19 protein-coding genes are annotated in these 19,897 nt (G+C 58.7%); 12 read left to right on the top strand and 7 right to left on the bottom strand.

Features of this window, described 5'->3' with window-relative positions; all coding sequences use genetic code 11:
* Nucleotides 1-427 precede the first annotated feature (427 nt).
* The 6 genes from otsB (at nt 428) to ACP146_RS08675 (ending at nt 6,747) form a co-directional block, all read left to right on the top strand.
* Complete coding sequence (gene otsB / locus ACP146_RS08700) at nt 428-1,207, top strand: trehalose-phosphatase (protein ID WP_422366361.1); 780 nt, start codon at nt 428-430, stop codon at nt 1,205-1,207.
* Nucleotides 1,204-3,003 carry a glycoside hydrolase family 15 protein gene (locus tag ACP146_RS08695; protein WP_422366360.1) on the top strand — a complete coding sequence of 600 codons (1,800 nt, stop codon included), beginning with the start codon at nt 1,204-1,206 and terminating at the stop codon, nt 3,001-3,003. The genes otsB and ACP146_RS08695 overlap by 4 nt, the downstream gene beginning before the upstream one ends.
* Entirely contained in the window at nt 2,916-4,385 is a 1,470-nt protein-coding gene (otsA, locus tag ACP146_RS08690) for an alpha,alpha-trehalose-phosphate synthase (UDP-forming) (RefSeq protein WP_422366359.1), read from the top strand. The genes ACP146_RS08695 and otsA overlap by 88 nt, the downstream gene beginning before the upstream one ends.
* Complete coding sequence (gene glk / locus ACP146_RS08685; RefSeq protein ID WP_422366358.1) at nt 4,334-5,350, top strand: glucokinase; 1,017 nt, start codon at nt 4,334-4,336, stop codon at nt 5,348-5,350. Before otsA ends, glk begins: the two co-directional genes overlap by 52 nt.
* A gap of 121 nt (nt 5,351-5,471) precedes the next feature.
* Nucleotides 5,472-6,371: a DMT family transporter gene (locus tag ACP146_RS08680; protein WP_422366357.1), complete on the top strand. Its 900-nt coding sequence runs from the start codon at nt 5,472-5,474 to the stop codon at nt 6,369-6,371.
* 154 nt (nt 6,372-6,525) lie between these two features.
* Nucleotides 6,526-6,747, top strand: a complete 222-nt coding sequence (locus ACP146_RS08675; RefSeq protein ID WP_422366356.1) for a hypothetical protein — start codon at nt 6,526-6,528, stop codon at nt 6,745-6,747.
* A gap of 31 nt (nt 6,748-6,778) precedes the next feature.
* Here the strand turns inward: ACP146_RS08675 and ACP146_RS08670 are convergent, their stop codons facing one another.
* The 3 genes from ACP146_RS08670 to ACP146_RS08660 form a co-directional block, all read right to left on the bottom strand.
* A complete protein-coding gene (locus tag ACP146_RS08670; RefSeq protein ID WP_422366355.1) occupies nt 6,779-7,399 on the bottom strand; it encodes a glutathione S-transferase N-terminal domain-containing protein in 621 nt (206 codons plus the stop codon).
* A gap of 147 nt (nt 7,400-7,546) precedes the next feature.
* Nucleotides 7,547-8,338: a formate/nitrite transporter family protein gene (locus ACP146_RS08665; RefSeq protein ID WP_422366354.1), complete on the bottom strand. Its 792-nt coding sequence runs from the start codon at nt 8,336-8,338 to the stop codon at nt 7,547-7,549.
* A gap of 128 nt (nt 8,339-8,466) precedes the next feature.
* Nucleotides 8,467-9,162 carry a glutathione binding-like protein gene (locus tag ACP146_RS08660; protein WP_422366353.1) on the bottom strand — a complete coding sequence of 232 codons (696 nt, stop codon included), beginning with the start codon at nt 9,160-9,162 and terminating at the stop codon, nt 8,467-8,469.
* A gap of 179 nt (nt 9,163-9,341) precedes the next feature.
* Between ACP146_RS08660 and ACP146_RS08655 the strand changes: the two genes are divergently transcribed.
* The 4 genes from ACP146_RS08655 (at nt 9,342) to ACP146_RS08640 (ending at nt 13,799) form a co-directional block, all read left to right on the top strand.
* Nucleotides 9,342-10,022 (top strand): cupin domain-containing protein, encoded by a 681-nt coding sequence (locus ACP146_RS08655; RefSeq protein ID WP_422366352.1) that lies wholly within the window; start codon nt 9,342-9,344, stop codon nt 10,020-10,022.
* A 285-nt stretch (nt 10,023-10,307) separates the two neighbouring features.
* The gene (locus tag ACP146_RS08650) at nt 10,308-11,423 is read left to right on the top strand and encodes a DUF2336 domain-containing protein (protein ID WP_425032448.1); all 1,116 of its coding nucleotides are present in this window, start codon (nt 10,308-10,310) and stop codon (nt 11,421-11,423) included.
* A 432-nt stretch (nt 11,424-11,855) separates the two neighbouring features.
* Nucleotides 11,856-12,875 carry a DUF2336 domain-containing protein gene (locus ACP146_RS08645; RefSeq protein ID WP_422366350.1) on the top strand — a complete coding sequence of 340 codons (1,020 nt, stop codon included), beginning with the start codon at nt 11,856-11,858 and terminating at the stop codon, nt 12,873-12,875.
* A gap of 154 nt (nt 12,876-13,029) precedes the next feature.
* Nucleotides 13,030-13,799, top strand: a protein-coding gene (locus ACP146_RS08640) for an IS5 family transposase (RefSeq protein WP_422365355.1) whose coding sequence is annotated in 2 segments (ribosomal slippage) — nt 13,030-13,351 and nt 13,351-13,799 — 771 coding nt in all. Because the reading frame shifts where the segments join, the coding sequence is not laid out codon by codon here.
* Here the strand turns inward: ACP146_RS08640 and gatB are convergent.
* The 4 genes from gatB to gatC all read right to left on the bottom strand — a co-directional run bounded on the left by gatB (nt 13,796) and on the right by gatC (nt 17,864).
* Nucleotides 13,796-15,244: an Asp-tRNA(Asn)/Glu-tRNA(Gln) amidotransferase subunit GatB gene (gatB, locus tag ACP146_RS08635; RefSeq protein ID WP_422366349.1), complete on the bottom strand. Its 1,449-nt coding sequence runs from the start codon at nt 15,242-15,244 to the stop codon at nt 13,796-13,798. The two genes, ACP146_RS08640 and gatB, sit on opposite strands and share 4 nt — an antisense overlap.
* Before the next feature lie 381 nt (nt 15,245-15,625).
* Nucleotides 15,626-16,096: a GNAT family N-acetyltransferase gene (locus ACP146_RS08630; RefSeq protein ID WP_422366348.1), complete on the bottom strand. Its 471-nt coding sequence runs from the start codon at nt 16,094-16,096 to the stop codon at nt 15,626-15,628.
* Nucleotides 16,097-16,101: 5 nt separating this feature from the next.
* Nucleotides 16,102-17,577: an Asp-tRNA(Asn)/Glu-tRNA(Gln) amidotransferase subunit GatA gene (gatA, locus tag ACP146_RS08625; protein ID WP_422366347.1), complete on the bottom strand. Its 1,476-nt coding sequence runs from the start codon at nt 17,575-17,577 to the stop codon at nt 16,102-16,104.
* The gene (gene gatC / locus ACP146_RS08620; RefSeq protein WP_422366346.1) at nt 17,577-17,864 is read right to left on the bottom strand and encodes an Asp-tRNA(Asn)/Glu-tRNA(Gln) amidotransferase subunit GatC; all 288 of its coding nucleotides are present in this window, start codon (nt 17,862-17,864) and stop codon (nt 17,577-17,579) included. Before gatC ends, gatA begins: the two co-directional genes overlap by 1 nt.
* 201 nt (nt 17,865-18,065) lie before the next feature.
* On the opposite strand from gatC, the gene ruvX reads away from it, so the two are divergent.
* Together ruvX and ACP146_RS08610 are read left to right on the top strand one after the other, a co-directional pair.
* Entirely contained in the window at nt 18,066-18,581 is a 516-nt protein-coding gene (ruvX, locus tag ACP146_RS08615) for a Holliday junction resolvase RuvX (RefSeq protein WP_422366345.1), read from the top strand.
* A 63-nt stretch (nt 18,582-18,644) separates the two neighbouring features.
* The gene (locus ACP146_RS08610; RefSeq protein WP_422366344.1) at nt 18,645-19,862 is read left to right on the top strand and encodes a CaiB/BaiF CoA transferase family protein; all 1,218 of its coding nucleotides are present in this window, start codon (nt 18,645-18,647) and stop codon (nt 19,860-19,862) included.
* Nucleotides 19,863-19,897 lie beyond the last annotated feature (35 nt).

Genomic DNA, 19,897 nt, shown 5'->3' with positions numbered 1-19,897 from the left:
TTTCAGCTAGTGGTTGCTCATAATTGCGATTTATGTAATTATATTGATGTCGACTGCCCCTTTGCACACCGGGTCATATGATGAGCAACGGTGCGGACAAGTCCGAGTACAGCCCCGTCTAAAGATGCCGACAGCCTTCGCCTTGATGATATGGCCTCGAGACGCCGCAAGTATATTGAACCATACTCTTGGCGTAGTATCGCGGATAGGGTGACCCTAGACGCTTGACCGTATACTTACATTTTATTGGGGTTTCTTGTTACCGAGGCTCTGCAGTTCAATATGGGCAACAACAAGCACAGCTACTATGCTGTCGCCATGATGCGTCCAGCGGTCAGTATGAAAGATCATCGTTTTGATGTGCTGACTGCTTCGACGCATTTTGTGTCGATGCCCCTTTCAAGAGCAGCGCAACACTGACCCCACAATGAGCCCTGATAAAGTCATCGACCGCAGCCTGCAGCTCGATCATCCACTGACTCGCTATGCACTGTTTCTGGATGTTGACGGGACACTGTTGCCAATTGCCGAACGACCCGACCAAGTACGGGTTCCCTTCTCTCTTCTGGGGACCCTGCACCACCTTCGCGACGGCTTTCTGGGTGCGCTGGCTTTGGTCAGCGGGCGGGCTATCGCGGATCTGGATGCTCTTTTTGAGCCGCTGGCCTTGCCGGCCGCGGGTGTCCATGGGTTGGAACTGCGCCACAGCGACGGACACTGTTGCCGAAGTTCAAACGAAAGTCTGCTGGAGCCTCTCCGCACTCCCCTGAGAGCATTCGCGGAAAGAACGCCGGGATTGCTGTTGGAGGACAAGGGGTTGTCCCTGGCCCTGCACTATCGTTTGGCACCAGAGCGCGAGGCCGAGGTTGCACGACGGATAGACGAACTGCTTGGCGGCAGCCTGCCGGACCTGGAAGTAACGCAGGGCAAGATGGTCTTTGAAGTAAAACCATCCGGCTGCAACAAGGGCACCGCCATCGGTGCCTTCATGGAAGAACCGCCCTTTAGCGGCCGCAAGCCGATTTTTCTCGGCGACGATATCACTGACGAGGACGGATTCGTCGCCGTGAACCGACTTGATGGCATCTCGGTGAAGGTTGGGGAAACAGGTGCATCCCAGGCAAAGCACAGATTGCCTAATGAAGCAGCGGTCCATAGCTGGCTCGCGCAACTCGTCGATTCAAGCAATTCGCAGGAACGTGAATGAACTCCTTAAATCTCTCCGTCATCGGCAATTGCACATTCGGCGCTCTTCTCGACGAGCGGGCAAGGATTGTCTGGGCTTGCATGCCCCGGTTTGATAGCGATCCGGTTTTCTGCAGTCTCATTGCTGGAACAGAAGGCGATTCCAAAGGCTTCTACGATATCGAGCTTCTGGATTTTGTACGCTCGGAACAGCACTATAGAAACAACTCGGCCGTTGTTGTTACCCGACTCTATGATGCTGCAGACGGCGTCATTGAGATCACTGACTTTGTACCTCGCTTCAAACACTTCGACCGTGTGCACAGACCGCCGTCGATCTTTCGCCATGTTCGGCCCCTGTCCGGCAGCCCTCGCATCCGGCTTCGTATCCGGCCAACTTCGGACTATGGAAAGAGCACACCTGAAGTGACGCGGGGTAGCAATCACCTGCGTTACGTGATGCCGGAACTCACGCTCCGCCTGACAACTGATGCACCGGTCACCTATGTCGCCGACGAAGTGCCTTTCATATTGGAGCGTCCGGTCACGCTCATTCTCGGACCGGACGAAAGCCTGACCACGCCGGTCGATGAAACCAGCCGAGAGTTTTTCAAGAAGACTGATGAGTATTGGCGCGAATGGTGCCGCTACCTGGCCCTTCCCTTCGAATGGCAGGAAGCTGTCATTCGCGCTTCGATAACCTTGAAGCTTTGCAGCTACGAAGAAACCGGCGCGATCATCGCGGCTATGACCACTTCTATTCCGGAAGCTCCCAACTCGGGGCGCAACTGGGATTATCGCTTCTGTTGGCTGCGCGATTCATACTTCGTGGTCCATGCCCTTAACCGCCTTGGCGCCACCAGAACCATGGAAGGCTATCTGAGTTACATTTCCAATATCGTTGCTTCCAATGTCGGCGCCAATGCGGCTGATGGGCACCTGCAACCGGTCTTCGGTATCTCCAGAGAGGTTCGCCTCGACGAGGAAGTCTGCGATTCGCTGTCTGGATATCGTGACATGGGGCCGGTACGCATCGGCAATTCCGCCTATACGCAAATCCAGAATGACGGTTATGGCAGTGTCATTCTCGCTTCCACCCAGAGCTTCTTCGATCGCCGCCTTGATCACCCCGGCGACATGGGCCTCTTCGAGAGGTTGGAAGCATTGGGCGCACAGGCCCTGAAGCTTTGGGATCAACCCGACGCCGGTCTCTGGGAGCTTCGCACGCGCCAACAGGTCCACACCTACTCAAGTGTCATGTGCTGGGCAGCCTGCGATCGGCTTGCAAAGATCGCCGGGCGATTGAACCTGGCTGAACGGCAATCGCATTGGACAGCGGCTGCCGAAGACATACGCAGCGGCATCCTGGATCGTGCCTGGAACAACGACCTTCAGAGCCTTGTCTCTACCTTTGAAGGAAGCGATCTGGACGCCAGCCTGCTCTGTCTCCACGAGATTGGTTTCTTGCCGGCGAACGACCCCCGATTTCTAGGAACCCTGGATCAGATAGAAAAACAACTGAAGCAGGGACGCTTCATCCAACGCTATGCAGCCCCTGATGACTTCGGATCGCCGGAAGTAGCCTTCAACGTTTGCACTTTCTGGTACATTGATGCTTTGGCGGCGGTGGGACGTACCGAAGAAGCGCGCGAGCTCTTTGAAACAATGCTTGCCGCGCGCAATGCTATGGGTCTGCTCTCCGAGGATCTCTCACCAGAGAACAACGAGCTTTGGGGCAACTTTCCGCAAACCTATTCCATGGTGGGGTTGATCAACTCAGCCATGCGACTGTCAAAGTCCTGGGAGGAAGCCTATTGAGCCGCTTGGTCGTCGTTTCGAACCGTGTTGCCATGGTCAAGCAATCTCGGCCGGGAGCCGAAGGCGGTTTGGCGGTGGCCGTTCGCGCCGCTCTACGTCAGCGGGGCGGGATTTGGTTTGGTTGGAGCGGCAAGACTTTGGAGCGCGACTATAGCCAACCCAGTGTAACGGAGGTCGGCAAGATAACCTATGCGACCGTCGACCTCACCCAACGCGACTACGATGAATACTACAAGGGCTTCGCCAACTCGACCCTCTGGCCGCTTTTTCATTATCGCTTGGACCTGGCTGAATTCACGCAACACACCTGGGCCGGATACCAAAGGGTCAACGCCCTCTTCGCCCATCGTCTACAACCGCTGCTTAAAGACTCAGATATCATCTGGGTCCACGACTATCATTTCATGCTCTTCGCCGATCAACTGCGAAATGCCGGCTGCAAGCAAAAGATCGGTTTTTTTCTTCACATCCCCTGGCCGGCCGTCCCCGTCTTCACGGCGCTGCCGATGCACCGGGAGATCGTAAAGGCGCTCTGCGCCTATGACCTTTTGGGGTTTCAGACTGACGAAGATCTCCTCAGCTTTCAGGATTACATCCGACGGGAGGCGGATGGTCAGGTCGACAAAGACGGTGTCATCAAGGCTTTTGGACGGACCTTGCGCACCGCAGTGTTTCCCATCGGGATAGACACCGAGGTGTTTGCGGGAATGGCGGCGGAAAGCGAAGACTCAAAGCAGGTTATTCGTCTTCGCAAGAGTCTCCTCGGTCGCGACTTGATCATCGGGGTTGATCGCCTCGACTATTCAAAAGGACTGATCAACCGCGTTGAGGCTTTCGAGCACCTTCTGACCAGCTATCCGGACAATCGGGGAAAGGTTGTCTTCCTTCAAATCAACCCACCCTCGCGATCGGATGTCACCGACTATGTCGACATCAGACACGAACTCGAAGCGACAGCGGGCCGGGTCAACGGTACTTTTGCCGAATACGATTGGGTGCCGATCCGCTATCTCAACAAGAGCTTCAGCCGCCGGGTGCTTTCAGGATTCTTCCGCAGCAGCAAGGTCGGCTTCGTGACCCCTTTGAGAGACGGTATGAACCTTGTCGCCAAGGAATTCGTTGCGGCCCAGTCGCCGAAAAATCCAGGTGTCTTGGTCTTATCACGCTTTGCCGGCGCCGCACGCGAGCTGGATGGCGCCCTTACCGTTAATCCCTATGACATTGAAGGCGTTGCCGAACGGCTGCAGGAAGCGCTCTCGATGCCGCTAAAAGCCAGGCGGGAACGCTGGCAATCGATGTACAGTGCCATCGCCAGGAATGACGTGACTGCTTGGCGCGAAGACTTTCTGGAACAGCTCAATCGGGGGATACAGGGTCATTGAGCGGGGCACCTGAACAAGTCACGGCAGTCTTGGCCGATATAGGCGGCACCAACGCGCGGTTTGCATTGGTCGAAGAGGGCAACACCAGTGAAGTGCTGCACCTGAACGTCGCCGACCACGAATCAGCCTACGATGCCTTGAACACAGCCCTGGATCAATTTGGGGCGCCACAGCCGCCTCCAACAGCCGTGTTGGCTTTTGCGGGGCCTGTCGATGCCAGTCACGCCTTCATGACCAACACGGGCTGGGAGACCCGAACCGATGAATTGAGGCAGCGATTCGGCTTTAGTCATGTTGAGCTGATGAATGACTACGCCGCACTGGCGCTCGGGCTTAGCCAGTTTACCGATGATGACCGGCACCAAATCGGCCCAAAATCCGAAAACGCAACAGGGAACTTGGCCGTGATCGGCCCCGGCTCCGGGCTTGGTGTGGCAGCCTTGCTCCCGAACGTGACGAACCACTTGGCATTGGTTGGAGAAGGCGGCCATACGACCGTCCCCGCCGCCAGTGATCTTGAAGCGGCACTGATCGCCGTGCTGCGCAAGCGTCTTGGTCATGTCTCGGCGGAACGGCTGTTGTCGGGTCCAGGCCTAGTCAACATCTATCAGGCCTTGGCCCAACTCGACGGCACGGCTGCAGAAGCTTACCGCCCTGCGGAGGTGACCCGCCGCGGTCTGGAAGGCTCAGATGATCTTTGCCGCAGGGCTCTGGAGCGATTCTGCGCCTTCCTTGGAAGCTTCTCCGGAAACATGGCTTTGTGCTACGGCGCCCGCGGCGGCGTTTATCTCGGTGGCGGCATTCTGCCACGGTTTCCCGAGTTTCTTGCGGCCTCGGAATTTCGCGAGCGTTTCGAGGCCAAGGGGCGCCTGCGCAGTTATCTGAGTGGTATTCCGACCTGGCTTATCACCCGTCCGGACGCCACTTTCGCCGGCCTGGCCGTCGCCGCACGTCGCTTTGGATAGGCATCCGATACGCGATCTACCTCTCTTGTCCTTCCACAAGAAGCGGATATAGAAGGCCGGTCAGTCGGCTATTCTGAGGCTGATAAACACGCGTTGGAGATACGGAATGCAGACGCCCCAGATGACGACCGGCGAATGGCTGCGAATTCTGCTTCTGGCGGCGGTCTGGGGCATTTCCTTTTTCCTGACGGAAATCTGCCTGCGCGATCTGGGCCCGGTAACCCTCGCTTGCGCGCGGGTCGGGCTGGCATCCTTCGCCTTGCTTGGTATTGCGGTACTGAAAGGCGAGCAGTTCCCATCAGGGCTGGCGGACTGGGGACCGCTGGCCGCTATGGGTCTGATCAACAATGCCCTGCCCTTTTCACTGATCATGTGGGGACAAACGCGCATCAATAGCGGGTTGGCCTCAATTCTGAACGCCACAACACCGCTTTTCGCTTTTGTCCTGGCACACCTGCTCACAAGCGATGAGCGCATGACGTTCCGCGGAGCGGCAGGTGTGGGCATTGGTTTTCTTGGCGCCGTCGTCCTGATCGGCCCTTCAGCGCTCGGCGGCTTGGGCGCCGAGTCCTGGGGACAGATCGCCGTTCTCAGTGCTGCTTTGTCCTATGCTCTTGCCGGGATCTTCGGACGGCGACTGCGCCGCTTCAGCCCAACGATTGCGGCAGCGGGCATGACCGCAGCGGCGAGCATCATCCTACTGCCACCCGCTCTCTTCCTGGAGCGTCCGTGGAACGCCAGTCCAGATGGTATGACTTGGGTTGCTCTCGCAACGCTGGCTTTGGTCAGTACGGCGGCCGCCTACATCATCTATTTCCGAATTCTGGCCACCGCAGGCGCAACCAATCTACTCCTGGTCACCTTTGTTATCCCGGTTGTGGCAGTCCTGCTTGGCGCTCTTGCACTCGACGAGACGGTCACCTTGAACGCAATTGCCGGCATGCTATTGATTTTCATCGGCCTTTCGGTCATTGACGGGCGCGCTTTATCCGCGTTTGCCGGACTTCGCGCTCGTCCATAGCGGCCTCGCCAAGCGGCCTTGCGAGCCTTGGTTCCAGATCAGTTTGCGATTTCTGATGGATTCAGATCAGACTTTTGCGCCGGCTTTACGTCCCCTTAACTGATTTGACTAAAAAATGCCTTTGGAGCTAATCAATTCATTCAGGAATAACGTCATGGCATTGTCTAAGGCTTCCGTCGAAACGTTGATCGATCTCGTTGAGATCAAACTGAGTTGTGTCGAGGTCTACGACCGCGACGACTCCCGTGAGTTGCTGAACCTGCAGCGCTGCAAGGACGAACTGGCGCGGCTGATCGGACGCGCAGAAACAGCCCCGGCAGAACTCGTCGTCATCCGCCAGCGTGGCCGCCGCCGGGGCCGTCGTCCTTCTGCCTGAACCCAGTCAAAACCGAGGTTGAAAATCGGGTCTAGGCGGGAACCGCCATGCCTCGAACAACCGCCGGCCTGGCAGTTATTGCATCGTACCAACGCTTCACATTACTGAACTCTTCCAGGGCAATCCCCTGCCACTCATGCCGTGCCGCCCAGGGGTAAGCCGCAATATCTGCGATCGAGTAGTCGCCTGCCAAGTACGCCTCCTCAGCCAGACGTTTGTCTAGAACGCCGTAGAGCCTTTTTGACTCATTTGTATAGCGGTCGACCGCATAGGGAATCTGCTCGGGCGCAAAACGGCGAAAGTGATGGGCCTGGCCCAGCATGGGCCCGAACCCACCCATCTGCCACATCAGCCACTGCATGGCCATATGCCGGCCCCGCACATCCTCCGGCATCAGTTTTCCGGTCCTTTCGGCCAGATAGACAAGGATCGCCCCAGTCTCGAAGAGTGAGATAGGCTCGCCATCGGGCCCCTGAGGATCAACGACAGCGGGGATCTTGTTGTTGGGACTGATCTTGAGGAACTCAGGATCGAATTGTTCGTCCTTTTGAATATTTATCGGATGAACCGCATAGTCCAATTCCAGCTCTTCCAGAGCGATCGAAATTTTCCTGCCGTTCGGCGTACCCCAGGTATAGAGGTCGATGGTCACGTCCCAGTTCTCCCTTTGCTTGACCTGCCATTTGGAAGAACCGGCACACACCGCCCCCCTGTTCTGGCCCCGGGGTCAATATCCGGCCCCGGTCCGCAAAGTTCCAGCGCAAACTGACTGAAAGCGCCGGCGGAGGAAATCCTCAGGCTAGTTTCGACGGCCGTATGCCAACCAATAGGTCAAGGCGACGCCTCCGGCCCCGCCCAAAAGATTGCCCAGGGTGACCGCTATCAGGCTTTCCAGAAAATCTGCGACGCCAATTTCGGCCCCGGCGAGCATACCGACTGGAATCAGGTACATGTTGGCAACCGAGTGCTCGAACCCAAGTGCGACGAAGGCGGTGATGGGCCAGAGGATTGCCAGGATTTTACCTGCGACACTGCGCGCTGCGAATGTCAACCAGACCGCCAGACAAACCAGCGCATTGCAAAGAACACCGCGGACGAAGGCCTGATCCAGAGGCAGAATCGTTTTCGCGGTCGCGATCTTCGCTGCCAGCAAACCGTGCTCGCCAGTCAGGGTACCCGAGGCCCAAACCAAAAGGGCGAGCCCCAGTGCACCGGCGAAGTTGCCGAGGTAGACGATCCCCCAAGCACGCAACATCGCGACTATCGGAATACGCCGGTCGACCCAGGCCATAACCATCAGAACGTTGCCGGTAAAAAGTTCGGCGCCGGCAACAACCACCAATACAAGCCCGAGAGAAAAGGCTGCGCCGCCCAGCAATCGGGCAGGACCGCTGGTACTGTCCACACCCGTCATGGTGACTGTGTAGAAAGCAGCGCCCAAGGCGATGAAAGTACCGGCCAGAACGCTAAGGGTGAGCAGCTGCGTGACGGTCAGCCGGGTCTTGCTGACTCCGGCCTGCTCTATTCGCTCAGCGATCTCAATCGGCTTGTAGGCATCAATGCCGGTGGGTTCCGGCGGATCTTGAATCATATGCCTGGAGATTCCCTCTGGGTGACCAAGTAGATCCACCTTAAGGGTCTGCTAATAATCCTCCTTGTTCCAAGTCAATCCGTTCGGCCTTATCAGTCACGCTGAAAAGCCGAGACCTATCGGGCGCCTTACCGTTTCGCGTATTGGGTAGCGCCGAAGAGGATCTCTTTGGCTTTGTCATCGAAGCCTTCGCTGCGTTCCTTTGCCAGCACTTCAACACCGCGTTTCACGGCCGGACGCTCGGCGATTTCTTCGAACCATCTCTGGAAGTTTGGGAAGTCACTGCGCTCAACGCCCTGGCGGTCCGGGAACCGCGTCCAGGGCCAAGCCGCCATGTCGGCAATCGAGTATTCGTCACCGGCCAGAAACCGCGCTTCGGACAGTCGCTTGTCGAGAACGCCGTAAAGACGGTTAGCCTCATTGCTATAGCGGTTGTATGCGTATTCGATATGCTCCGGTGCATAACCGCGAAAGTGATGAGCTTGACCCAGCATGGGGCCGAGGCCACCCATCTGCCACATCAGCCATTGAAGCGTCAAATAACGGCTGCGAGGGTCTTGCGGGAAAAACCTGCTGTGCTTGTTGGCAAGATAGATCAGAATTGCCCCGCTCTCGAAAATCGAAATCGGTTTTCCGTCCGGTCCCTCAGGGTCGACGATCGCCGGCATCTTGTTGTTGGGGCTGATCTGCAGGAACTCAGGATCGAATTGATCTCCGGCACCAATGTTGACGGCGTGCACATTGTACGCAAGCCCGAGTTCCTCCAACATGATATGTACTTTGTGCCCGTTTGGCGTCGCCCAGGAATACAGCTCGATGGTCATAGTTTTCTCCCTTGCCCCATCGGGAAGCCGCACCCGCCACGAGTGCCGCCGGCGGCACCCCTGCCGCCATCATCCCAAGACCCAAGACATGCGGTTAGACGGCGGGGATTGCAAGGATGAAGACGCATGCCTACCTAGAGGTAGAGAGACAGTGAAGAGCCAAAAGTCGAGAGCAATCCATGTCTGAAAGCTTGAATGCTGACCTCAACCAACCAGCCGACATGGACACGGCGGGGATGGACTGGCAAGCCAGCCCAAGCCCGACGGTCTGGCGCAAGCGACTGGATCTGCTGGACGGTGAGTACAGCCGTGTCACTTCGGTGGTACGTTACGACCCTGCTTCAGCCTTTCACGCCCATGACCATCCTCAGGGCGAAGAGATTTTGGTTCTGAAGGGCACATTCTCAGATGAGCACGGTGACTACCCTGCAGTCACCTTCCTCCTCAACCCTCAAGGCTTTCGTCACGCACCCTTCTCTGATGCGGGCTGCATCATTTTCGTGAAACTCTGCCAGTTCCCGGGCAAGGGACGCGATCACGTGGCGATCGATACCAACGCTGCCGACTGGCAAGCCGCAGCTCCCGGCGTTGAACGTATCACCCTTTACGAGAGTACAGACTATCCGGAGAGCATCGCCTTACTGCGCTTGTCGGCGGGCGTTCAACTACCGCTTGCCCTGGTCGGCCCGGATGCTGCCCCGCGGGGGCTGGAGATGTTTGTCGTTTCTGGCAGCCTGCTGTATGGAGAGACCCGACTTGACGCCGGCGCCTGGCTGCGCCGCCCCAAGGGCCTGACCCAGTCCTTCGTCGCCCGAGCCGACACAACGCTCTACATCAAGCGCAACCACCTCGCTGCCTAACCTCCTCCCACAGACCGGGACTACACCGGAATCTGGAAGGAAGCAGGCTGCATGTACCGAAGATCACGAATTCCAATGCCTTAACATCAATGGAATCATTTATATCTAAATTTTATATTTAATATTCACAAAACAAAAACAATAAAACTTGCCGACTTTTTCTGTTTTATTTATATTCATTGATAGTCATTAACTATTATTGGCTGGTCAATGAAAAGATCGCCAGGCACAAAGACGACGCAAACAGGCGCCGCAGCGGCTGATAAAACCGCGGAAGAACTGGCTTTGGCCAACTTTGGCGAGCTAAATGCCGAAACCGCTGCGCTTCTTGGTGATGTTTTTTCCCAAGGGCGCCTCTCGGAGGCCGAACAGCGCGCCGCACTTGAAGTGTTCAAACTCACGCTTCGCGAGGCCGAGGCCGAAGTTCGCCTGGCCCTTGCCGAGCACGTTAAAGATTGCCCCTTCCTTCCCCAGGCAATTGCAAGGGAACTGGCAGAGGACATAGAGAATGTCGCGGTTCCGGTACTGAAGTTTTCGATCGTTTTGACCGACGAGGACCTTGTTCAGATCATCGGCAGCGGGAACACGGCTAAACAAGAGGCCATCGCGCAGCGCAGCACCCTCACTGAACCTGTATCCGGCGCTTTGATCGACACTGGAAAGCGGGCGGTGGTCGATCGTGTACTGTCCAACAGTGGGGCCGAAATCTCCGTTGGCTCTTTTCAAACGGTCATCGACGCTTTTGCCGAGGAACCGGGAATACAAGAGCTTCTTATAGACCGCCCCAACCTGCCGACTTCCGCCAAGGAACGCTTGGTCACCCTCGTTTCGGGTGACCTGCGGAAGCGCTTGATCCACAAGCACGATTTTCCCGAAGCTCTGGTCGAGAAACTGATTTCCCAGGGCCGGGAACGAGCTTTGGTCACTGCTCTGTCGACTGCGGGCTCAGCCGACGAGGTCGAGGCGGCGGCCATGCGGCTTTACCTGACAGGTAAGCTGACACCGATGCTGCTGCTGCGCACACTCTGCATTGGCAGGCTGGATGTCTTCGTCATCTGTATCGCAACACTGGGCCGGGTGTCAGAGGCGGAAGCACGCTCTGCGCTGGCCAAACCGGATTCTCGGGAACACCGCGAGTTGTTCGAGACGGCACGTATACCGCTTCACTTGCAAAAAGCCTTCCAAATTGCCCTCGACGAGGTACTCGATCTGGAGCGCGGCGAGGCCACTGCATGGCAGTTCGAGCACGAAGAGCGCCTCGTCGGACGCCTGGTCCAGGTCTATGATCGTTTGAATCCGGACAGCCTGGAGAGCACTCTCAGCCAACTGGGCTGTTTGGAAGCCGAGTGTGGATTCCCGCCGCCCCCGGCCAGGGTCATGACCGTTCCTAATCTGGCCTGACGCGCTGCACAGGCTGGCCACTACAGCCAGCTCACTTCTGCGTTTACCGTCATGATCGCCTCCCTGCGAAAGCTCCTTCGCTGCTGAGCGGCGGTCATGGGGTCTTCGCCGGCGCGCGCAGCGTTGGCCGCGCCCGATTCTGTGGATGACCTCAGCACCGGAATGCATTTACGAAACACTTAATAGATAAAATACAAACTAAATTATAGATGTATTTTTTGCAGTATTTATTAAAATAGAAAACAATAATAATTGACTAAACTATACAATTTGTTTAGATTGGCTACTTAAATACTTCTTTGACCATAGAGGCGCTTGGCGATGCAGTCTTTCTACGCAAGCAACGAGGCATACCCGGTCCCGGCAGTTGCCGATGATCTGGCCCCGGCATCGCCCGGTGGAAACAGCGAAGAGGCCGCCGCCCGCCTGGGCATGGCATTTGCCGGCGGCCAACTCAATGAGGCCGAACGACTTGCGGCGATTGAGACCTTCGAGCGCTTGGCTCTCGATGCGGAAGTCGAAGTGCGCTTGGCACTCGCAGAACACATTAAGGATTGCCCATTCCTGCCGCACAGGATTGCGCGCAGCCTTGCGGACGACTTAGAGGCCATTGCCGTTCCCATTCTCAAGAACTCGATCGTTCTGACTGACGAGGACCTTGTCTCCATCATCGGCGAAGGCAGTCACTTGAAGCAGCTTGCGATTGCAGGACGGCAGACCGTCAGCGAAACGGTGTCCGGCGCCCTTATCGATACCGGAGACAAAGAGGTTGTCGGAACACTTCTGGCAAATGCGGGGGCGGCTATCCCTGAACCGTCACTCCATGCTGTTGTGGATGCCCATGGCGAGGAGACCGATATTCAAGCGCTGATGGTCGAGCGATGGACACTACCGATTGCCGTGAAAGAGCGCCTTGTCAACCTGGTCTCCGGAAACCTGAGGAACCACCTGATCGACAAACATGCGGTCCCCGAGGTTTTGGTCGACCAGATGGTCCTGCATGGGCGCGAGCGGGCGCTTGTTCAGGCACTGATGGCGGCCAAGTCCGTTCACGAGATAGAGTCGGCCGCCATGAGACTCTTTCTGAAAGGCGCGCTAACGCCCACCCTGCTCTTGCGCAGTCTTTGTCTCGGACGGCTGGACCTCTTCGAGGTGTTTATCGCGACCCTGGCGAGAGTTCCGGTCCAAACGACCGCCGACGTGCTCGCAAACCCGGATACGACCGCGTTTCGGAAGCTCTTTGAAAAGTCTCAAATGCCCGCGCATTTGACGACGGCTTTCAAAATCGCTCTCGATGTCGTTTTCGATGTGCGGGTCACAAAGGGGACCGAGTGGCAGGACGCGCACGAAAAGCGGATTATCCGCCGCTGGGTCAATGCCTATGACTCCCTCAGCCCGGAAAACCTTGAGCGAGTTCTCTGCCAGTTTGAGCGTATGGCACCGGAAACCTAGGGGCGGATCGCCGACCTCACCCAAAACCCAGCGCTGCCGACAGCAGTTCCATCATTCAAGCACAAGCTGCTCTAGGTAGTGCACTCATAAATCCATTTTCAAGATCAGCGGTTTGTGATTCTGTGATGGTCTGGTTTGGCGTTCGGAGGAGAGCATGTCACGCTATGATCTTACGGAGCTGGAATGGCGGTTCATCCAACCGATTCTGCCGAACAAGGTGAGGGGTGTGCAGCGGCGCGATGACCGGCAGGTTCTGAATGGCATCTTCTACGTGTTGCGCACCGGCTGTCCGTGGCGCGACCTGCCCGGGCGCTACGGCCCCTATACCACTGTGTACAACCGCTTCCGCCGCTGGACCCGGGCCGGCGTCTGGGACCGGGTCATGGACGCGGTGGTGGATGCTCACAACGGCGATGTGGTGATGATCGACGGCACGTCGGTGCGCGTGCATCACGCCGGGGCCACGCTCAAAAAAACGATCCCCGACGATGCATGGGTCGTTCACGTGGCGGTCTGACCACAAAAATCCACGTTCTGGTCAATGAATGGGGGCTACCGTTGAAGGTCCACCTGACGCCGGGACAGGCCCATGACGGGCCGGTGGCGCCGCTTCTGCTGGGGGACTTGCAACCCGGACAGGCTGTTCTGGCCGACAAGGCATACGACGCCAACCACATTCGAAACCTGATCTGGGAGAAGGGAGCGGAAGCGGTGATCCCCTCCAAATCCGACCGCAAGATACCGATCCCATTCGACCGGGAACTCTATCGTCAACGCAACAAGGTCGAGCGCTTCATCGGCCGTATCAAGAAATCCTTCCGGCGCATCGCAACCCGATACGACAAGACATCACATGCCTTCCTCGCCTTCATCAAAATCGCCGCTGTCAGAATCTGGTGCGAAGCTTATGAGTCCGCTACCTAGCCAAGCTTGCTGCGCAGCACCTGATTGACCATCCCCGGGTTGGCTTTACCCTGAGTCGCTTTCATCACCTGGCCGACAAACCAACCCAGGATCTTCTCGTTACCACCCTTGAACTGCTCGACCTGCTTGGGATTATTGGCGATGATGTCGTCCACCAGGGTTTCAATCTCCGAGCTGTCGGAGATCTGCTTCAGGCCTTTGGCCTCGACGATGGCTCCGGCCGCCTGACCGCTCTCCCACATCTCCTCGAAGACCTCCTTGGCAATCCGCCCGGAAATGGTGCCGTCTGCGATCAGGTCCAGCAGGCCGCCCAGCTTAGCTGCATCCACAGGCGCGCTATCGAGGCTGGCACTGCTCTTATTCATGGCGCCGAAGTAGTCGCCGATCACCCAGTTGGCCGCCAGCTTCGCATCCCGCCCCTCGGCGACGGCTTCAAAGAAGGCTGCGGTATCGCGGTCGGCAACCAAGACTCCGGCATCATAGGCTGACAGCCCGAGCGTTTCGACGAAGCGGGCCTTCTTGGCATCCGGCAGTTCCGGCAGACCGGCTTTGATGTCCTCCACCCAGGCGGGCTCCAGTTCCAGCGGCAGCAGGTCCGGGTCCGGGAAGTAGCGATAGTCATGGGCTTCTTCTTTGGAGCGCATGGAACGCGACTTGCCGGTCATCCCATCGAAGAGGCGGGTTTCCTGCCTGATCTCGCCGCCCTCTTCCAGCACTTCGACCTGACGCCGCGCTTCCATCTCGATGGCCTGCTGCACGAAGCGGATGGAGTTCACGTTCTTGGTTTCCGTGCGCGTGCCGAAAGGCTCACCCGGCCGGCGCATGGAAAGGTTCACATCGGCCCGCATGGAGCCCTCGTCCATGTTGCCGTCGCAGGTGCCGAGATAACGCAGGATGGTGCGCAGCTTGCGCAGATAAGCGCCCGCCTCCTCCGCCGAACGCATGTCCGGCTTGGAGACGATTTCCATCAAGGTGACGCCGGAACGGTTGAGATCGATGTAGGACTGGCTCGGATGCTGATCGTGGATCGACTTGCCGGCGTCCTGTTCCAGGTGCAGGCGCTCGATGCCCACCTCCCGTGTCGCGCCGTCTTCCAGATCCAGGATGATGGTTCCTTCCCCGACGATGGGGTGCAGGTACTGGGAAATCTGATAGCCCTGCGGCAGGTCGGCGTAGAAGTAATTCTTGCGCTCGAAAACCGAGGTCAGGTTGATCTGGGCATTCAGCCCCAGACCGGTGCGCACCGCCTGCTCCACCGCGACCTTGTTCAACACCGGCAGCATGCCGGGCATCGCCGCATCGACCAGCGAGACCTGGCTGTTGGGTTCGGCCCCAAACGCCGTCGAAGCGCCGGAAAACAGTTTCGAGTTGCTGATCACCTGGGCATGAACCTCCAGCCCAATGACCATCTCCCACTCGCCCGTCTTGCCTTTGATCACTGCCATTTCACTTCTCTCATATACCAATCTGCAATCAGCAGAATTCGTAGCCAAAGAAACTGCAAAACCCGAAGTACATCACCTTTGTACCCAGCGCCATAGTAGCAATAGCTGTGAGCGCCAAAGTCGCCCGCGGGTATTTGAACTGACGTTCCCAGAATCGTCGGATATCGCCGAGCTTGTCCTTACGATATGCCCACAAGCCGCCGATCGGAATGATACCAAGAATGAAGATAAGAAGACCGACTTGTAACTCCACGCACCGAGCGTCACCATCAGGACAAATCGATCTCGCATGGCTAGTGGACGGCAACAGAGCCGCCCACGCCGTCAGTCCCCCAAGCGAAACTAATCGAAACCAAGACCTGGGTGCCTGCGACCGCAACATCAAAGGGCTCGCTCGTAAATCACCCGCCTGGCATTGACGAAACCCCGCGCCTCGTACCAAGGCGCAAGCTTGTCATCGGCCTGACCATGGGGCGTCAGAACGATTTCCATATCCGAACAGCCCTTTGCCTTGGCCCAGTCCGCCGCTGCCTCGACCAGCATCGAGGCCACGCCCCTTCCGCGCCAATCGGGATCGACGAAGAGATCTTCCAGTTCCGCATAGAGACCGACTTCCAGACCGAAAGATGAACTTGTCGCAGTAGCCCCCACCGCCAAGTCACCGGCCAGCGCGATGAACGCCGCGGTGTCGTCGCGCCGCAGGATTTGCCGCAGATTCCCGGCCACGCCGGATACCGCCTTTTCAAACCCTTCCTCACGATAGAAGCGCTCGAAGAGCGGCAGCAGGCGGTCGAAATCGGTCTCCGTTGCCTGCCGGACCAAAAGGTTCTCCGCGTTCATACCGTCAGCCATACGTTTCAGACCGCCAGGAAGCCCGGCAGAGCCTCGAAGCCCGCAGCTTCTTCCAGAACGCCCCCAACCTTGAAGACTGTTTCCTCGTCAAAGGCCTTGCCAAGGATCTGCAGGCCCAGCGGCAGACCATCCTTCGACAGACCAGCGGGCACCGATATACCGGGCAGGCCGGCCAGCGAGGCCGGCACCGTGAAGACGTCGTTCAGGTACATGGCAATGGGATCGTCCATCTTGTCCCCCAGGCCGAAAGCCGGTGAGGGTGCGGTCGGCGTCAGGATGGCATCGACGGTTTCATAAGCCTTGGCAAAGTCCCGCGCGATCAGGCTGCGCACCCGCCGCGCCTTGTTGTAATAGGCATCGTAGTAGCCGGCGGAGAGCACATAGGTGCCGATCAACACCCGGCGCTTCACCTCGGCGCCGAAGCCCTTGCCGCGGGTTTCTTCATACATTTCGTCCAGGCTCGCACCCGGCTCGCGCAGGCCGTAGCGCACGCCGTCGTAGCGCGCCAGGTTCGACGACGCTTCCGCGGGCGCAATGATGTAATAGGTCGGCAGCGCATAGTGCGTGTGCGGCAGGGAAATCTCGACCGTCTCCGCCCCGGCTTCTTCGAGCCACTTGATGCCCTGCTGCCAGAGCGCTTCGATCTCATCCGGCATGCCATCGAGGCGATATTCCTTGGGAATGCCGATCTTCATTCCCTTGATATCACCGGTCATCGCCGCCTCGTAATTGGGCACCGGGACGTCAACCGACGTCGAATCCTTCGGGTCATAGCTCGCCATGGCGCGCAGCATGATCGCCGTGTCCTGCACGCTCCGCGCCATCGGCCCGGCCTGATCCAATGACGACGCAAAGGCCACCACACCCCAGCGCGAACAGCGGCCGTAGGTCGGCTTCATGCCGACAATACCGCAGAAGGCCGCAGGCTGGCGGATCGACCCGCCGGTGTCAGTGCCGGTGGCCGCCAGCGCACAGCGCGCCGCGACAGCGGAGGCCGATCCGCCGGAGGACCCGCCCGGCACCAGGGGCCGGTTGTCGCTGGCGCTGCGCCAGGGGTTCTCCACGCCGCCATAGAAGCTGGTCATGTTGGAGGAGCCCATGGCGAACTCGTCCAGATTGGTCTTGCCGAGCATCACCGCACCGGCATTCCAGAGGTTGCCGCTGACGGTCGACTCATAGGTCGGGTGAAAACCGTCCAGGATGTGGGAACCCGCCGTGGTCAGAACGCCTTCGGTACAGAACAAATCCTTCATCCCGATCGGCAGACCTTCCAGCAGACCGGCCTCGCCGGCATTGCGGCGCTGGTCCGACGTCTCCGCCATGGCCAGCGCCTTTTCCGGCGTCTCGGTGATGAAGGCGTTCAGCGGACGCGCCGCCTCGACCGCCGCGACATGAGCCTCGGTCAGTTCCTTGGCCGAGGTTTCGCCCTTCGCCAGCAGATCACGTGCCGAGGCCAGGGTGAGCTTGGTGAATTCACTCATTACTCGACCACCTTCGGCACCGCGTAGAAGCCATGCGCAGCTTCCGGCGCATTGGCGGTGACCTTGTCCGGATAACCGCCGTCGGTCACCGTATCCTCGCGCAGCGGCAGGGTCATGGAGACCACGGAGGTCATCGGCTCCACGCCATCCGTATCCAGCTCCGACAGCTGCTCGATCCAACCCAGGATATTGGAAAGCTCCCCAGCCAGAGCCTCGCTCTGGTTCTCGTCGACGCGAATGCGCGCCAAGCTCGCGATTTTCGCGACGGTATCCTTATCGACCGACATCGGCCAGCGACCCTCATTTTGGAAGTCCCGGCCCCGCCGACACTCCCGGCCTCAAAAGAACGGGAACCCAGGGGGTCAGGGCGTTGAAAAACCGCCGGAACCTAGCACCCGCCCTTGCCGCCCGCAAGGATCGCCCGGCAGCGCGCTGGCCGGAATCTTCGCCAACTTGCCGCCCCGGCGGGGCCTGCCTATAACGGGCTGATGACGGAAACATCGGTCCTGGATCTGCCGGAAAGACTGAGCCGCGGGCAACGCTTGCTGGGAATTGATCCGGGCAGCAAGACCCTCGGTCTGGCCATTTCGGATTCAGCCCTGAAGATCGCCTCGCCGCTGGAGACGATTCAACGGACCAAGTTCACCCAGGATGCCGCCAGCCTGGCCGAGATCTGCCGCGAGCAACGGGTCGGCGGCCTGGTGATAGGCCTGCCCGTAAACATGGACGGCAGCGAAGGGCCGCGCTGCCAGTCCGTACGCCAATTTGCCGCCAACCTGGCGGACAAGGCCGGCTTCGAACAGGCGATCGCCTTTTGGGACGAGCGGCTTTCAACGGCCGCCGTGCAGCGCTTCCTCATCGACGAGGCCGACATGACACGCAAAAGGCGTGCGGCGGTGGTCGACAAAATGGCCGCCGCCTACATCCTGCAGGGTGCGTTGGACGCCATTGCTGCCCGGGCCCGGACGGCCGGCGACCCTACCGGAAGCGGGAGCGCGCCTTGACCCTGAAGGCGGGGGGCGGCACAAAGCCAGGGTCAGTACACTCCCGCCGAGGAACTTCGCCGCATGACCGCACCCCTTTCCGGACTGCGGGTCTTCGACCTGACCCGCATCCTGGCCGGCCCCACCTGCACTCAGTTGCTGGGCGACTTGGGCGCCGACGTCATCAAGGTCGAACGCCCGGGCCAAGGCGATGACACCCGAAAATGGGGGCCGCCCTTCGTGCCGGGACCTGATGGCGGCGATACCACCGAAAGCGCCTACTTTCTCTCCGCCAACCGCAACAAGCGGTCGCTCTCCATCGACATCTCGAAGCCGGAGGGCCAAGTCCTCGCGAAGCGTCTGATCGGCTTCTGCGACATCCTCGTGGAGAACTTCAAAGTCGGCAATCTCGCCCGTTACGGCCTCGGTTACGATGATCTGAAAGATTCAAACCCCGGCCTAATTTATTGTTCAATAACGGGTTTTGGGCAAACTGGCCCCTACGCCCCACGGGCCGGCTATGACTATCTGGCTCAGGGTATGGGGGGCATGATGAGCCTGACCGGCGAACCGGCGGGCGAGCCCGTAAAGGTGGGCATCGGCATCGCCGATATCATGTGCGGCATGTATGCCAGCTCCGCCATCCTCGCAGCCCTGCACCACCGCGGCATGACCGGCCAGGGCCAGCACATCGATCTGGGCCTCCTCGACACCCAGGTTGCCTGGCTCTCCTACGAAGGGTCGAACTATCTGACCTCCGGCGAAATCCCCAAGCGCCAGGGCAACGAGCATCCCAACATCGTGCCTTATAAGGTGATGCCCTGCGCCGATGGGCACGTCATCATCGCCGTCGGCAACGATGCTCAGTTCGCCCGCTTCTGCTGTTTCGCCGGCTGCCCGGAGCTTGCCGAGGATGAGCGCTTTCAGACCAACGCGTCCCGGGTTCGCAACCGCGAAGCGCTCTATGCCATGCTGCCCGACATCACCCGGCAGAAGACTCAGAAGGCCTGGGTCGAGGGGCTGGCGGAAATCGGGGTGCCCTCCGGACCGGTCAACACGCTCGACCAGGTCTTCGCCGATCCCCAGGTGCTTGCCCGGGACATGAAAATCACCATGCCTTATCCCGGCAGCCAACGGACCGAGGTGGACCTGATCGGCAACCCGATCAAATTCTCCGAGACGCCGGTGGACTATCGATTCGCGCCGCCGCGGGCAGGGCAGGACAGCGACTCCATTCTCGAAGAACTGCTTGATATCAGCCCTGAAGAGCGGGCCAGACTGCGCGGAAAAGGCGTCATTTAATCCAAGATTCCCAAGCCAAGGAAAATGCTTGGCGC

This window comes from Pelagibius sp. (assembly GCF_965249265.1).
Classification (GTDB): domain Bacteria; phylum Pseudomonadota; class Alphaproteobacteria; order Kiloniellales; family Kiloniellaceae; genus Pelagibius.
Note: the sequence above shows the minus strand (reverse complement) of the source record. Positions and strands in the feature narration are given on the sequence as shown.

Excerpts from the sequence above, each read along its gene's own strand:
- otsB (WP_422366361.1), top strand. The coding sequence starts at position 428 with ATGAGCCCTGATAAAGTCATCGACCGCAGCCTGCAGCTCGATCATCCA.
- ACP146_RS08675 (WP_422366356.1), top strand. The coding sequence starts at position 6,526 with ATGGCATTGTCTAAGGCTTCCGTCGAAACGTTGATCGATCTCGTTGAG.
- ACP146_RS08610 (WP_422366344.1), top strand. The coding sequence starts at position 18,645 with ATGACCGCACCCCTTTCCGGACTGCGGGTCTTCGACCTGACCCGCATC.
- gatA (WP_422366347.1), bottom strand. The coding sequence starts at position 17,577 with ATGAGTGAATTCACCAAGCTCACCCTGGCCTCGGCACGTGATCTGCTG.
- gatC (WP_422366346.1), bottom strand. The coding sequence starts at position 17,864 with ATGTCGGTCGATAAGGATACCGTCGCGAAAATCGCGAGCTTGGCGCGC.
- ACP146_RS08680 (WP_422366357.1), top strand. The coding sequence starts at position 5,472 with ATGACGACCGGCGAATGGCTGCGAATTCTGCTTCTGGCGGCGGTCTGG.
- ACP146_RS08645 (WP_422366350.1), top strand. The coding sequence starts at position 11,856 with ATGGCATTTGCCGGCGGCCAACTCAATGAGGCCGAACGACTTGCGGCG.
- ACP146_RS08695 (WP_422366360.1), top strand. The coding sequence starts at position 1,204 with ATGAACTCCTTAAATCTCTCCGTCATCGGCAATTGCACATTCGGCGCT.
- ACP146_RS08660 (WP_422366353.1), bottom strand. The coding sequence starts at position 9,162 with ATGACCATCGAGCTGTATTCCTGGGCGACGCCAAACGGGCACAAAGTA.
- gatB (WP_422366349.1), bottom strand. The coding sequence starts at position 15,244 with ATGGCAGTGATCAAAGGCAAGACGGGCGAGTGGGAGATGGTCATTGGG.
- ACP146_RS08665 (WP_422366354.1), bottom strand. The coding sequence starts at position 8,338 with ATGATTCAAGATCCGCCGGAACCCACCGGCATTGATGCCTACAAGCCG.
- ruvX (WP_422366345.1), top strand. The coding sequence starts at position 18,066 with ATGACGGAAACATCGGTCCTGGATCTGCCGGAAAGACTGAGCCGCGGG.
- ACP146_RS08630 (WP_422366348.1), bottom strand. The coding sequence starts at position 16,096 with ATGGCTGACGGTATGAACGCGGAGAACCTTTTGGTCCGGCAGGCAACG.
- ACP146_RS08655 (WP_422366352.1), top strand. The coding sequence starts at position 9,342 with ATGTCTGAAAGCTTGAATGCTGACCTCAACCAACCAGCCGACATGGAC.